This is a genomic window from Rhizobium sp. BK049 (assembly GCF_014193135.1).
GTDB lineage: Bacteria > Pseudomonadota > Alphaproteobacteria > Rhizobiales > Rhizobiaceae > Rhizobium.
Genome location: NZ_JACHYV010000009.1, coordinates 89,624 through 102,127, shown reverse-complemented (window position 1 = coordinate 102,127; position 12,504 = coordinate 89,624). Strand labels below are relative to the sequence as shown.

The window sequence follows — 12,504 nt, the reverse complement described above, 5'->3', positions numbered from 1 at the left end:
TGATCGTTGTTCCAGCCGCGGCAGCGTTCCCCGTTTGAGTAGGCACGACAGCGACGGTTCTACGGGGAAACAACTACAATTTCAGCTCCGAAGCCCAGACGGCAAAGGAGATCGAGATGCCTTGGGTTTTGATCTGGCGCGGCTCCTCCCGGGGCCGCGCGACAGGTATCTTGAAATCAGGGTCCCGACGTGAACTGCGCACGCCTGGCCCTTAGCCAAGAGCAGCAACACGCGTGGGTCGCACCGGGCGGCTGGTAGCCTGCACCTGCCAGGGAGCCACGACCGCGGGCATGCCGGCTTCGACGCACGCGGCCATGAAAGCCTCCCGCGCAATCAAAGGGGCAATAACCCGGTTAAGAGCGCCCCGACAGGTCTTGACCGCGCGCTTGTGGCGCTCTCCGTGGCCCAGCGGCCATTCGTTTTCCAGGAAATCCAAGGCGTCATAGACGCCCGTAAAAGTTCGTTCCAGGCCGCACTGCAGCCGGACCGTCACTGGACGAGTCCAGAGCACATCGTTCAGCGGCATTTTCTTCTTCCTCCTTTCGATGCCAGCTTGATCCCGTAAAATATTGGAAATGGCTGCCGGTAGTTCAAGACCGCAGCGATAATCCGTTAATGGGTATGCCTACAGGACAAATTCCGCCTGCCGCTGTTGGATGCGAGAGAACGATTGCTACAGCTCCTCGGCTAGACGCGCCCGGGCGAGCCAGATCATCCCCGCTCCTCAGTAGGGGCCGTCGTCATAGAACCATGCGCCGAGCGGAAAATTCTTTGTTGCTTCGCCCGGAAGGGCTATATCCTCTGGTGATCTCATTGGATTGGATTGAAATGACTGACACTGTTCTCGACCGCTTCCTCCGTTATGTCGTTATCGACACTCAATCCGATCCCTCCTCGTCGACGCAGCCGACCACCGAGAAGCAGAAGGATCTCGGCCGGATTCTGGTCGACGAACTGCTGGAGATCGGGCTTTCCGATGCCCATCTCGATGAACATGGCTATGTCTATGCCACCATTCCGGCCAATAGCGACAAGGCGGTGCCGGTCATCTGTTTCTGCTCGCATATGGACACGGCGCCCGATTTCAGCGGCACGGATGTCAAGCCGCAGATCGTCAGGAGTTATGCCGGCGGAGATATCCGGCTTGTCGGCGATTCGAGCCGGGTGATCCGTGTCGCCGAGCATCCGGAGCTGAAAAACCAGATCGGCAACGACATCGTCACGACCGATGGAACGACATTACTCGGCGCCGATGATAAGGCGGGACTGGCGGAAATCATGACCGCGGCCGGGATTCTGGTCGACAATCCCGATATCCGGCACGGAACGATCAAGATCCTGTTCACGCCCGACGAGGAAGTCGGACGCGGTGTCAACAAGGTCGACCTGGATAAACTCGGAGCGGACTTCGCCTATACGATGGACGGCGAGACGGCGGGTCACATCGAGGACGAAACCTTCTCGGCCGACGGCGTCGAGATCGCCATAACAGGCGTGGCGATCCATCCGGGCTTCGCCAAGGACCGTATGGAGAACGCTATCAAGATCGCCGGCGCCATCATCGACCGGCTGCCGAAGGATTTGGCGCCGGAGACGACGGAAGGCCGGCAGGGCTTCATCCACCCGGTCGGCGTGACCGGCTCGATGGAAAAGGCGTCGCTGAGCTTCATCATCCGCGACTTCACGGAGGAGGGGCTAGCTGAGAAGGAGGCGATGCTCGAAACTATCGTCAAGCAGGTGATGTCTGCCTATCCAGGCTCGACCTACCATTTCCAGGTGACGGAGCAATATCGCAACATGAAGACGGTGCTCGACCGCCATCCGGAGATTGTCGAGAACGCGCTTGAAGCGGTGCGTCGTGCCGGCATGACGCCGGTGCGCGGCAGCATCCGCGGCGGTACGGACGGCTCCCGCCTCTCCTTCATGGGGCTGCCGTGCCCGAACATTTTTGCCGGCGGCCATGCCTTCCACTCGCCGCTCGAATGGGTGAGCCGCCAGGATATGGAAAAGGCGGTCGCAACGATCGTGGAGCTTGCAAAGATCTGGGAAGAGCGCGCCTAAGGCGCACTCAGGCTACCGACAAATGACCCGCGACGTCATCCTCGGCCTTGTGCCGAGGATCTGCGCCGGTCAATTAAGTGTCCGAAAATAAATGATTTCCTGTCAAGCAATTGCAGTGATCAGATGCTCGGCGCAAGGCTGGTAAGACCGAGCATGACTAGACCTTCTCAACAAACTGAGCGAGTTTAGGGCGCGCTTTTATAAACGCAAACCGAAACGGCATCAGCCGCCATTTACCGGGATCTCGCCGCGCAGCATCACGCTGTCATAGGCGGGACGGGGGGTCGGGATTGCGATCCGCATCGCCGGCTCGGGCGCAGGCGCGGTTTCCGGTTGGGTCACCGGAGCCGTTATCTGCATTGGCGCCGTGCTCGCCGTCGCCATCGGATCGGGCGCCGGCAGAGGAACGGGAACGGCCGAGGGTATCAGCGCCTCGAATTGCGGTGGCAGCATGCTTTCGCCGGGCACATAATTCATCGCCACCTCATAGGACGGCAGCGGCGGCGGCGTTTCCAGCATGCCGTTCGAATCGCGCTTCTCGTAGAAGGCGTTGCCGCCGGCGACCGTCACATAATGCATGTTGTCGTAGGGGAATTTCAGACCATCGGTGTGGAAGAACATTGCATCCTTCACGGCCGGATGGCGGGCCCCCTTCAGCAGGATCGCATCAGCCGCGGTGGCAAGTTCCGGTTCCGCCTGAGCCTTGACTTCGCGCGTCATGACCCCGGGCGCAAACTGCTTCTCCTGGGCGACGACACCGCAGATCGATGGGGGGTAGGCGCCTGACGTCAGCCTGTTCATGACGACGGTGCCGACGGCCAGATAACCATCCTCGTCGGAATGCTGCGATTCGAAATACATCGCGCGCTTCAGGCAGTCGCGATCCTTGGCGGTATAATTGAAAGTGACTTTCGCCGCTTGAGCCTGTTTTGTCTTTGCCGGCGTCGTCGCCGGCTTCGGTGTTGTGGTGCAGCTTGCAGCCGCCAGTCCTACGAATAAAATCCCGATCAGGGATTTTCCAAAGGAAATCTCCGCCCTCAACGCCAGGTGCCTCCTATGGGATTAGTCCAGCCCTTTATGATTAACGCGCAAAATCTTTTACTCGTCATATGACTGAAACACAAACAACCTGAGATCACAAAAGGCCGGATGGACTCCCGTCAAGGGCGATTCCGGCCGATGCCTGCGACCAGCTGCTGGATAAACGCGCAGGGTTAACGAATTATTAAGCAAGGCGCCGTGAGCGCGTCAGAAAAGACGCGCGCAATCGAGATCAGCCGCGGAACAGCTTCCAGCGGGTCGGCTTGAACGCCACGCGGTGACGGTCGAGCCGGTCAGCCTCGCTCGGCGGCAGCTCGATTTCGATATTTGGCCGGTCATTGCCGATATCGAGTTCGATATGGCGCGTACCGGCGACGCGGCGGCTGGAGACCGGCTGGCCGCCAATGCAGTTTTCGGCTGATTCGCAGAGCCTGACATCATGCGGGCGGAAGTAGAGCTGCGCCGGTCCATCCGGCTCGCCATCGGCATTGAGGCCGAGCGAGCGGCCTTCGAAGAGAATATCGCCGCCCGAAATCTCGACCTGCAGGCAGTTGGATTGGCCGATGAAGCCGAAGACGAAGGGCGAGTTCGGATAATCATAGACTTCGTCGGGCGTCCCGACCTGCTCGATCGCACCCTGGCTCATCACGACGACGCGGTCGGCAAGCTCCAGCGCCTCATCCTGGTCGTGGGTGACGAAGACGGTGGTGTGGCCGGTACGGTCGTGGATCTCGCGCAGCCATTTGCGCAGGTCCTTGCGCACCTGAGCATCGAGCGCCCCGAAGGGTTCGTCGAGCAAGAGCACATTCGGCTCGACGGCCATGGCGCGGGCGAGCGCCACGCGCTGACGCTGGCCGCCGGAAAGCTGGGCGGGATAGCGTTTTTCGAGGCCGGAAAGCTGCACGAGGTCGAGCAACTCCAGCGCCCGACGGCGGATGTCGGCCTTCGCGGGACGCCGGGCACCCTTTCTGACCCTCAGGCCGAAGGAGACGTTGTCGAGCACCGTCATGTAGCGGAAGAGGGCGTAATGCTGGAAGACGAAGCCGATATTGCGCTGCTGCACCGATTTTTTCGAGGCATCCTCTTCACCGAAGAAGATCTGTCCCTCGGTCGGGCTTTCCAGGCCGGCAATCAGACGCAGTAATGTCGTCTTGCCGGAGCCCGAAGGGCCGAGCAGTGCGATCAGCTCGCCGGAGCGGATGTCGAGCGAGACATCGTGGAGCGCCGGAAAACGATCGAATTCCTTGCGGATGTTTTGAACGCGTACTTCCATTCCAGATCCTTCAGTGCCGCCGGCTGGCGGAGATTTCAGCGCTGTAGCGCATTTCCAGCAGCGTCTTCAAAACAAGAGTCACGAGCGCGAGCAAGGCCAAAAGCGTGGCGACGGCAAAAGCGCCGGTGAAATTATATTCGTTATAAAGAATTTCGACCTGCAGCGGCATGGTGTTCGTCTGGCCGCGGATGTGGCCGGAGACGACAGAGACCGCGCCGAATTCGCCCATGGCGCGGGCATTGCAAAGCAGCACGCCGTAGAGCAGGCCCCATTTGATGTTCGGCAGCGTCACGTGCCAGAAGGTCTGCCAGCCGCTGGCGCCGAGCGACAGGGCTGCCTCCTCGTCGGCCGTTCCCTGCTCCTGCATCAGCGGGATCAGCTCGCGGGCGACGAACGGGAAGGTGACGAACATCGTCGCCAGGATCAGCCCCGGCACTGCGAAGAGGATCTTGATGTCGTTTGCGCTGAGCCAATGGCCGAGCCACGTGTTGGCGCCGAACAAGAGCACGAAGACCAGGCCCGAAATCACGGGTGAAACCGAGAAGGGCAGGTCGATTAGCGTCGTGAGGAATGCCTTGCCCTTGAACTCGAACTTGGCGATCGCCCAGGCGGCGGCGACCCCGAAGGCGAGGTTCAGCGGTACGCTGATGCCGGCGACGACGAGCGTCAGGCGGATCGCCGAGAAGGTCTCTGCATCGCCAAGCGCCTCGATGAAGGGGCCGGCACCTTTGCGAAAAGCTTCGACGAACACGGCGGCGAGCGGCAACAGCAGGATTAGCAGCAGGAAAAGCAGCGAAACGGCGATCAGCGTGTATCGCGCCATTCTGTGTTCGGTGGTCACCGAACGCAGTTTCGTCGGTTGAACGGTCGCATCAAGCGCCATAGCCGTACCTCCGCCTGCTCCAGCTCTGGATGAGATTGATGACGAGCAACAAGGCGAACGAGATCACCAGCATGATCGCCGCGATGCCGGTCGCTGCCGCATAATTATACTCTTCGAGTTTGATGACGATCAGCAGCGGCGCGATTTCCGATTTGAACGGCAGGTTGCCGGCGATGAAGATGACCGAGCCGTATTCGCCGACGCCGCGGGCAAAGGCGAGCGCGAAGCCGGTCAGCACGGCCGGCGCCAGCCCCGGCAGCAGCACGCGGAAAATCGTCTGGAAGCGGTTGGCGCCGAGCGTAGCCGCGGCCTCTTCGACCTCCTTGTCGATTTCCTCCATGACAGGCTGCACGGTGCGCACCACGAAGGGCAGGCCGACGAAGATCAGCGCCACGACGATGCCGGCCGGGGTAAAGGCAATCTTGATGCCGAGCGGTGTCAGCAACTGGCCGACCCAGCCGTTCGGCGCGTAGAGCGCCGCCAATGCAATGCCGGCGACGGCCGTCGGCAGCGCGAAGGGCAGGTCGACCATGGCGTCGATGACGCGCTTGCCGGGGAAACGGTAGCGTACCAGCACCCAGGCGAGGATGATGCCGAAGACGGCGTTGATAATCGCAGCGATGAAAGCGCTGCCGAAGCTGATGCGTAGCGCGTTCAATATGCGCGGATCGAACGCGATCGACCAGAATTTCTCCCAGCCGAGCGCGCTCGACCGGACGGCAAGGCCGGAGAGCGGGATGAGGATCAGAAGGGTGAGCCAGGTCAATGTAAGACCGAGCGCCATTCCGAAACCCGGAATGACGCTCGGCCGCTTGAACCGCCACCGCGTGGGGCTATGTGCTTTCATGAAGTCTATTATTGGGCCGGCTTGTAGATTTGGTCAAATACCCCGCCATCGCCGAAGAATTTCGGCTGGGCTTCCTTCCAGCCGCCGAAGTCGTCGATGGTGGCGAGCTGCAGCTTCGGGAAGCGGGCGATATCGGCCGGATCGGCGGCTTCAGGCTTGATCGGCCGGTAGTAGTGCTTTGCGGCGATCTTCTGGCCTTCATCCGAATAGAGGTAGTTGAGATAGGCTTCGGCGACCTTGCGCGTGCCCTTCTTGTCGACATTGCCGTCGACGACGGCGACTGGCGGGTCGGCGCGGATAGAGAAGCTTGGCGTCACGATCTCGAACTGGTCAGGACCGAGCTCTTCGAGCGAAAGATAGGCTTCGTTTTCCCAGGCGAGCAGCACGTCGCCGAGGCCGCGCTGGACGAAGGTGGTCGTGGCGCCGCGGGCGCCGGTGTCGAGAACAGGAACATGCTGCAGCAGTGTCGTCACATATTCCTGCGCTTTGGCATCGTCACCGCCATTTGCCTGCTTGGCCCATGCCCAGGCTGCCAGGAAGTTCCACCGTGCGCCGCCCGAGGTCTTGGGGTTGGGGGTGATGACCTGCACGTCATCCTTGACCAGGTCGCCCCAGTCCTTGATGCCCTTCGGGTTGCCCTTGCGGACGAGGAAGACGACCGTCGACGTATAGGGCGTCGAATTGTTGGGCAACTTGGTCTTCCAATCGGCCGGGATCTTGCCGGTCTTCTTGGCGATGGCGTCGATATCGCCTTCGAGGGCCAGGGTGACCACGTCTGCGTCGAGACCGTCGATGACCGAGCGGGCCTGAGCGCCGGAGCCGCCATGCGAGGCCTGGATCGTCACGGTTTCACCCGTATCTTTCTGCCACTTGGCGGCAAAGGCGGCGTTGAAATCCTTATACAATTCGCGAGTCGGATCATAGGAAACGTTGAGAAGCGTTTGATCGGCGAATGCCGGAGCGATGCCCCCGATCGCAAAGCTGCCTGCCATGACCGCGGCTGCGATGAGCCGGGTGAACCGTTGTGTCTGCATTGAGGAACCCTCTCCTGTTATGTCTTAACTCTATCAAGTCAGTCGTATAATGAAACAAAGGTTCTTCCGGTTCCGGGCTTGGCCTTAGAATGTCATTCCATTTCGGGGCTGATTTGGAAATGAGCGTGCCGAAGTTGGCCGCGGCCAATTGGGGCAGACCGTGTTTTTTTAGCCACAGTTCTTCCACGAAAGCGCCATGGTGAAACCGATTTTTGCGATGGTTTTGCCGCGATGACACTTGCGGATTCCTATATGGGCCTCCGTGCGGTCGTGTTCACCGGCCGCTACGTGGGGGCATCCCTTGAAATGCGCCTCACAATTCAAACCTGTTAGGGCCATTCAAAATGAATATCAGAACTATCCTTTTTGCCTCCGTTGCCGCCCTTGCCGCGGCCTCCGGAGCACGCGCAGCCGACGCCATCGTGGCGGCGGAACCCGAGCCCGTGGAATATGTTCGCGTTTGCGACGCTTACGGTACCGGCTATTTTTATATTCCGGGAACGGAAACATGCCTGTCGATCGGCGGTTACATCCGTACCGAAGTGCGCTTCGGTGACAACATTGCCGGAGATTCCGACGTAAACTTCTGGACTCGCGGTCAGGTCACCTTCCAGGCCAAGAACGACACCGAGTACGGCACGCTGACCGGCGTCCTGACGCTGCGTTACAATGCCGACAACGCCTCCGATCAGGAAGCGCTGCTGGACGAGGGCTACATCGATATCGCCGGTTTCCGCGTCGGTAAGCTCTATAGCTGGTGGGACGACGACATGAGCGGCGAGACCGATACGCTCGCCAGCAACGAGACGACCCACAACTCGATCCGTTATCAGTACGAGAATGGCGCTTTCGCCGCCGGCCTCTCGGTCGACGAGCTGGAAGAAGACTATGCCACCAAGCCGGGCGAAGGCCCGAACAACTTCGGTGTCGCAGGCCAGGTTTCCTACAAGGCCGGCGCCATCAGCGCTTACCTGCTTGCCGGTTATGACACCGACACCAGCGAAGTCGCCGTCCGCGGCATCGTCTACGCCGACATCGGTCCGGGCACGCTCGGCATCGCCGGCGTCTGGGCAAGCGGCGCCAACTACTACTACGAAGAGTCCGAATGGACGATCGCAGCAGAATACGCCTTGAAGGTCAACGACAAGTGGACGGTAACGCCGGGGTTCCAGTACTTCGAAAACATCGCCCTCGAGGCTGACGGTAACGGCTTCACTGGCGGCAGCGCCTACACGACCGGGGTGACGATCGACTACCGCATCGTCGACGACCTCAGGACGAAGCTCAGCGTGCAGTACCACGATGAGGACGAAGGCGACGACGAAGTCTTCGGCTTCCTGCGCTTCCAGCGCGATTTCTAAGTCAGTTTGATTTCAGACGAGCGGGCGCGGCCTTCGGGCCGCGCCTTTTTATTTCCGAGAATCAGCGATGAAATCGGAATAGAATTCGTCCGCCGTCCTTGCCTTGCGCACGGCGGCAAGCACGCCGTCCGATTGCAGCCGCCGGCGATGGCCGAGAGCACATTCAGATATTCGCCGCGATTGTTCGCCCCGAAAATGAGCACGAAGGCGATATCGGTCGGGATATCGTCGATCGCCTCGAAATCCAGCGGCTGCGCGAAACGAATGAGAAGGCCGCCAAGGCTCGTCATGCCGTCTATGGCGGCATGCGGGATGGCAATGCCATTGCCGATCCCCGTAGAGCCGAGCCTCTCACGCGCTTCGAGCGCCTTCAGGATGGTCTGGCCGTCGACGGAGAAGGCCTTCGCCGCCTTATCGGCGATGATCTGCAGCGCGCGCCATTTCGTCGGTGCCGAGACACCGATGAAAGTGTGCTCCGGCCGGATGATGTTGGGAAGGTTCATGTGATTCTCGATGTGGGCGGCTCGATGTGGTCGGCATCGGGAGGGAGGAGATGTCAGTCCGGTTCCCTGAGCCGATAGCCGACGCCGGTTTCGGTGGTGATATAGTGTGGCTGGTCGGGGCTCTGCTCGATCTTTTGCCTGAGCTGCCTGATATAGACGCGCAGATATTGCACGTCAGCCGCCGGCCCCCATACCTGCTTCAAAAGAAACTGGTGTGTCAGCACCTTGCCGGCATGCTGGGCGAGCACGCGCAAGATGTCATATTCCTTAGGCGACAATTTCATTTCCTCGCCGTCGACCTTGACGATGCGTTTGACGAGGTCGACCGACAGCCCGCCGGTCTGGAAGATCGCCTTTTCGCCCTGCTGCTGCAAGCGATGGCGCAGCGCCACGCGGATGCGGGCGCCAAGTTCGTTGATGCCGAAGGGCTTGGTGACATAATCGTCGGCGCCGCTTTCCAGCGCCTTGACGATGCCGGCCTCGTCGGTGCGGCTGGAGAGGATGACGACGGGTAGGGACAGGCCTTCGTCGCGCCACTCCTGCAAGAGGTCATGGCCAGGCGTGTCGGGCAGGCCGAGATCGAGCAGGATGAGATCGGGCCTGCCGTCGGCAACCGATTGGCGGGCGATTGCCGCATTCGGCGCCTCCTGCACCTCGTACCCCTGCGCGGTAAGGCCGACGCGAAGAAGCTTGCGGATTGGAGGCTCGTCGTCGACGACGAGGATCTTGACGGCTGAACCGGTCATCTGAGTTCATCCAGTTTCGGTATGTCGTTGGGTTTCGGCAGGCGGATGGTGAAGACGGCGCCCGGGCGGCCCTTTCGGTTGGCGGCGGTGATCGTGCCGCCCATCGCCTCGACGAAACCGCGGCAGATGGAAAGGCCGAGGCCGGTGCCGGCGCGCACCTGATCGCCCTTGCGCACGCGATAGAAGGTGTCGAAGACGCGGGTAAGGTCGGCGGGTGGAATGCCTGGGCCTTCGTCCGAGACCTGCAGGACGACGTTGTCGGCATCGGCCCAGCCCTCAATATGGACCACCGATCCCTCGGGCGCATATTTCGCGGCATTGTCGAGGAGGTTGAAGATCACCTGCTCGAACAGGACAGGATCGACGCGCACCATCGGCAGGTCGGCGGGAATGCTCGTCTCGGTCTTGTGGCGCTCGAGGATCTTTGCGGCGCGGCGCAGCGCGCTGCCGACGATATCGCCGGCATAATGCAGCGCAAAATTCGGCTCCATCGCACCGGATTCGATCTTGGTCATGTCGAGCAGGTTGGCGATGAAACGATTGAGGCGCTCGGATTCGTCGACGACGGTGGAAAGCAGATCGGCGCGGTCCTCCTCCGGCATGGAGGCGAAATAGTCGCGCAGCGTGCCGGTGGCGCCGAGGATAGCCGCAAGCGGCGTTTTCAGATCATGCGAAATCGAGGTGAGCAGGGCCGAACGCAGCCTGTCGGCTTCGGCCGCAAGCTTTGCCCGGTCGACATCGGCGACGAGCTGGACGCGTTCGATCGCAAGAGCCGCCTGATCGGCCAGCGCATCGAGCAGCCGCTGCTGCTCCGGCGTCAGCAGCGGCCCGTCGCGGCGGTCGCTGTCGAGGCCGATGACGCCGACGGCGGTGCGCCCGGTCCTCAGCGGCACATAGAGCCGCTTGGCGCCGGGCAGGGTATCGGCGCCGCGGCCGGCGGCGTGATTGTGCTCCCAGGCCCAGCGGGCGGCGGCGATATCGGCATCGTCGAGCGTGTCGTCGGGCGGATAACCGGCCTTGACGGCGATGGTGCCCTCTTCCGGCAAGAGCAGCACGACACGGACCTTCAGCATGGAGGCGAGCTGGAAGGCGGTCGCCCAGAGCACGTCGTCGAGCGTACCGGTGCCGGCGAGCTTCTTTGAGAAAAGATAGAGATCTTCCGTCGTGCGGGCCCGCTGCCTGGCGGCGGCCGCCTGCCGCTGCACGGTCGCGGTCAGATTGCTGGCGATGATGGCGACGCCGAGGAAGAAGAACAGGGCCAGCACGCTTTCCGGATCGCTGATCGTCAGCGTATAGCGCGGCGGCAGGAAGAAGAAGTTGAAGGACAGCGCGCCGAGAATGCAGCTGTAGAGCGCCGGCCGTAACCCATGCAGCACGGCAGAGGTCAGCACCGCCATCAGGAACACGAGGGCAAGGTTACGCACGTCGAGCACCTGATCGAGCACGATGCTGACGCCAAGCGCGATGACAACATAGACGGTCGCCAGCAGATAGGCTCTGAAATCGAATTCAGGGGCCGTGGCCGCCGCCCGGATGCCGCGCGCGGTGGTGCCGTCCTTCTCATTGCCGGAAATGACATGGACGCTGATCTCGCCGGTCTTGCGGATCAGTTCGTCGGTGATTGAACGGCTCCACCAGTCGCGCCACGTCGCCATTTTGGGGGCGCCGATGACGATGTGGGTGACATTGTTTGCCGTGGCGTGACGGACGAGCTCTTCGGCGACCTCGCGGCCCGGAATTGTGATCGCCTCGCCGCCGAGCTGTTCGGCAAGACGCAGCGTTGCGGCAACAGTGTCGCGCTCGGCTTCGGTCAGATTGACCGAACGGTTGGTCTCGACATAGACGGCGGCCCAGGGCGCGCGCAGGCGCGAGGCCATACGAGCTGCATATCGCACCAGCGAGGCGGAGCGCGGGTGATGGTCAATCGAGACGAGGACACGTTCGCCCGCCGCCCAAGGGCCGGAGATCGCGTGAGCCTGCATATGGGTGAGCAACTGATCGTCGACGCGCTGGGCGGTCTTACGCAGCGCAAGTTCTCTCAGCGCCGTCAGGTTGCCCGGGGTGAAATAGTTTGCCAATGCCCGCTCGGCGGTGCGGGGCACATAGACCTTGCCGTCATGCAGGCGCTTGATCAGATCGTCCGGCGTCAGATCGATGATCTCGACGTCGTCGGCCAGGTCGATGATCGAATCCGGCACCGTCTCGCGCACACGGATGCGGGTGATCTGCGAGACGACGTCGTTCAGGCTTTCGACATGCTGGATGTTGAGCGTCGTGTAGACGTCGATGCCGCGGCCCAGCAATTCCTTGACGTCGAGGTAGCGCTTCGGATGGCGGCTGCCTTCGGCATTGGTATGGGCGAGTTCGTCGACCAGAACGAGATCGGGCCTGCGGGCGAGGATGCCGTCGAGGTCCATTTCCTCGAGCGGACGGCCCTTATAGTCGATTTTGACGCGAGGAATGATCTCGAAACCGGCGAGCAGTGCCTCGGTCTCCTTGCGGCCGTGAGTCTCGACGACGCCGATGACAACGTCGAGGCCGTCGGCGAGTTTGGCACGACCGGAGACCAGCATTTCATAGGTCTTGCCGACACCTGGGGCGGCGCCCAGAAAGATCTTCAGACGGCCGCGCATCTCCGCCCGGGCTTTTTCGAGAAGCGCATCGGGCGAGGGCCTGCCGGCCTGGTCGCGGTTGTCGTCTGGCATGCGTGTTGTCTTTCTGCGAATGGCTGCAATCGAGGTTGGCGGATGGCATT

Annotated in this window: 10 protein-coding genes and 1 pseudogene; 2 read left to right on the top strand and 9 right to left on the bottom strand. The window is 61.5% G+C overall.

Features of this window, described 5'->3' with window-relative positions; all coding sequences use genetic code 11:
- Nucleotides 1-211 precede the first annotated feature (211 nt).
- Complete coding sequence (locus FHT70_RS12070; RefSeq protein WP_085781055.1) at nucleotides 212-526, bottom strand: DUF982 domain-containing protein; 315 nt, start codon at nucleotides 524-526, stop codon at nucleotides 212-214.
- Between the two features lie 302 nt (nucleotides 527-828).
- Between FHT70_RS12070 and pepT the strand changes: the two genes are divergently transcribed.
- Nucleotides 829-2,061, top strand: coding sequence for a peptidase T (pepT, locus tag FHT70_RS12065; protein ID WP_183701267.1), 1,233 nt, complete (start codon nucleotides 829-831; stop codon nucleotides 2,059-2,061).
- A gap of 222 nt (nucleotides 2,062-2,283) precedes the next feature.
- Here pepT and FHT70_RS12060 read toward each other — a convergent pair whose 3' ends face one another.
- From FHT70_RS12060 to FHT70_RS12040, 5 genes are all read right to left on the bottom strand, one after another.
- The gene (locus FHT70_RS12060; RefSeq protein ID WP_183701264.1) at nucleotides 2,284-3,102 is read right to left on the bottom strand and encodes a cell wall hydrolase; all 819 of its coding nucleotides are present in this window, start codon (nucleotides 3,100-3,102) and stop codon (nucleotides 2,284-2,286) included.
- Nucleotides 3,103-3,334: 232 nt separating this feature from the next.
- Nucleotides 3,335-4,375, bottom strand: a complete 1,041-nt coding sequence (locus FHT70_RS12055; RefSeq protein ID WP_097600843.1) for a sulfate/molybdate ABC transporter ATP-binding protein — start codon at nucleotides 4,373-4,375, stop codon at nucleotides 3,335-3,337.
- A gap of 10 nt (nucleotides 4,376-4,385) precedes the next feature.
- Nucleotides 4,386-5,258: a sulfate ABC transporter permease subunit CysW gene (gene cysW / locus FHT70_RS12050; RefSeq protein WP_097600842.1), complete on the bottom strand. Its 873-nt coding sequence runs from the start codon at nucleotides 5,256-5,258 to the stop codon at nucleotides 4,386-4,388.
- Nucleotides 5,248-6,105 carry a sulfate ABC transporter permease subunit CysT gene (gene cysT, locus FHT70_RS12045; RefSeq protein WP_011428112.1) on the bottom strand — a complete coding sequence of 286 codons (858 nt, stop codon included), beginning with the start codon at nucleotides 6,103-6,105 and terminating at the stop codon, nucleotides 5,248-5,250. Before cysT ends, cysW begins: the two co-directional genes overlap by 11 nt.
- Nucleotides 6,106-6,113: 8 nt before the next feature.
- Nucleotides 6,114-7,139, bottom strand: a complete 1,026-nt coding sequence (locus FHT70_RS12040) for a sulfate ABC transporter substrate-binding protein (RefSeq protein WP_183701261.1) — start codon at nucleotides 7,137-7,139, stop codon at nucleotides 6,114-6,116.
- Nucleotides 7,140-7,483: 344 nt separating this feature from the next.
- Here FHT70_RS12040 and FHT70_RS12035 point away from each other — a divergent pair, with 344 nt between their 5' ends.
- Nucleotides 7,484-8,500: a porin gene (locus tag FHT70_RS12035; protein ID WP_097600840.1), complete on the top strand. Its 1,017-nt coding sequence runs from the start codon at nucleotides 7,484-7,486 to the stop codon at nucleotides 8,498-8,500.
- A 48-nt stretch (nucleotides 8,501-8,548) separates the two neighbouring features.
- Here FHT70_RS12035 and FHT70_RS12030 read toward each other — a convergent pair.
- The 3 genes and pseudogenes from FHT70_RS12030 to FHT70_RS12020 all read right to left on the bottom strand — a co-directional run bounded on the left by FHT70_RS12030 (nucleotide 8,549) and on the right by FHT70_RS12020 (nucleotide 12,454).
- Nucleotides 8,549-9,003 (bottom strand): annotated as a pseudogene (locus FHT70_RS12030) (PTS sugar transporter subunit IIA).
- A gap of 53 nt (nucleotides 9,004-9,056) precedes the next feature.
- Complete coding sequence (locus tag FHT70_RS12025) at nucleotides 9,057-9,749, bottom strand: response regulator transcription factor (RefSeq protein ID WP_097600837.1); 693 nt, start codon at nucleotides 9,747-9,749, stop codon at nucleotides 9,057-9,059.
- Nucleotides 9,746-12,454 carry a sensor histidine kinase KdpD gene (locus tag FHT70_RS12020; protein WP_183701258.1) on the bottom strand — a complete coding sequence of 903 codons (2,709 nt, stop codon included), beginning with the start codon at nucleotides 12,452-12,454 and terminating at the stop codon, nucleotides 9,746-9,748. The genes FHT70_RS12025 and FHT70_RS12020 overlap by 4 nt, the downstream gene beginning before the upstream one ends.
- Nucleotides 12,455-12,504 lie beyond the last annotated feature (50 nt).

What these genes read in the sequence shown, in the direction of transcription:
- FHT70_RS12070 (WP_085781055.1), bottom strand. Translation starts at nt 526, where the DNA reads ATGCCGCTGAACGATGTGCTCTGGACTCGTCCAGTGACGGTCCGGCTG.
- pepT (WP_183701267.1), top strand. Translation starts at nt 829, where the DNA reads ATGACTGACACTGTTCTCGACCGCTTCCTCCGTTATGTCGTTATCGAC.
- FHT70_RS12055 (WP_097600843.1), bottom strand. Translation starts at nt 4,375, where the DNA reads ATGGAAGTACGCGTTCAAAACATCCGCAAGGAATTCGATCGTTTTCCG.
- cysW (WP_097600842.1), bottom strand. Translation starts at nt 5,258, where the DNA reads ATGGCGCTTGATGCGACCGTTCAACCGACGAAACTGCGTTCGGTGACC.
- cysT (WP_011428112.1), bottom strand. Translation starts at nt 6,105, where the DNA reads ATGAAAGCACATAGCCCCACGCGGTGGCGGTTCAAGCGGCCGAGCGTC.
- FHT70_RS12040 (WP_183701261.1), bottom strand. Translation starts at nt 7,139, where the DNA reads ATGCAGACACAACGGTTCACCCGGCTCATCGCAGCCGCGGTCATGGCA.
- FHT70_RS12035 (WP_097600840.1), top strand. Translation starts at nt 7,484, where the DNA reads ATGAATATCAGAACTATCCTTTTTGCCTCCGTTGCCGCCCTTGCCGCG.
- FHT70_RS12025 (WP_097600837.1), bottom strand. Translation starts at nt 9,749, where the DNA reads ATGACCGGTTCAGCCGTCAAGATCCTCGTCGTCGACGACGAGCCTCCA.
- FHT70_RS12020 (WP_183701258.1), bottom strand. Translation starts at nt 12,454, where the DNA reads ATGCCAGACGACAACCGCGACCAGGCCGGCAGGCCCTCGCCCGATGCG.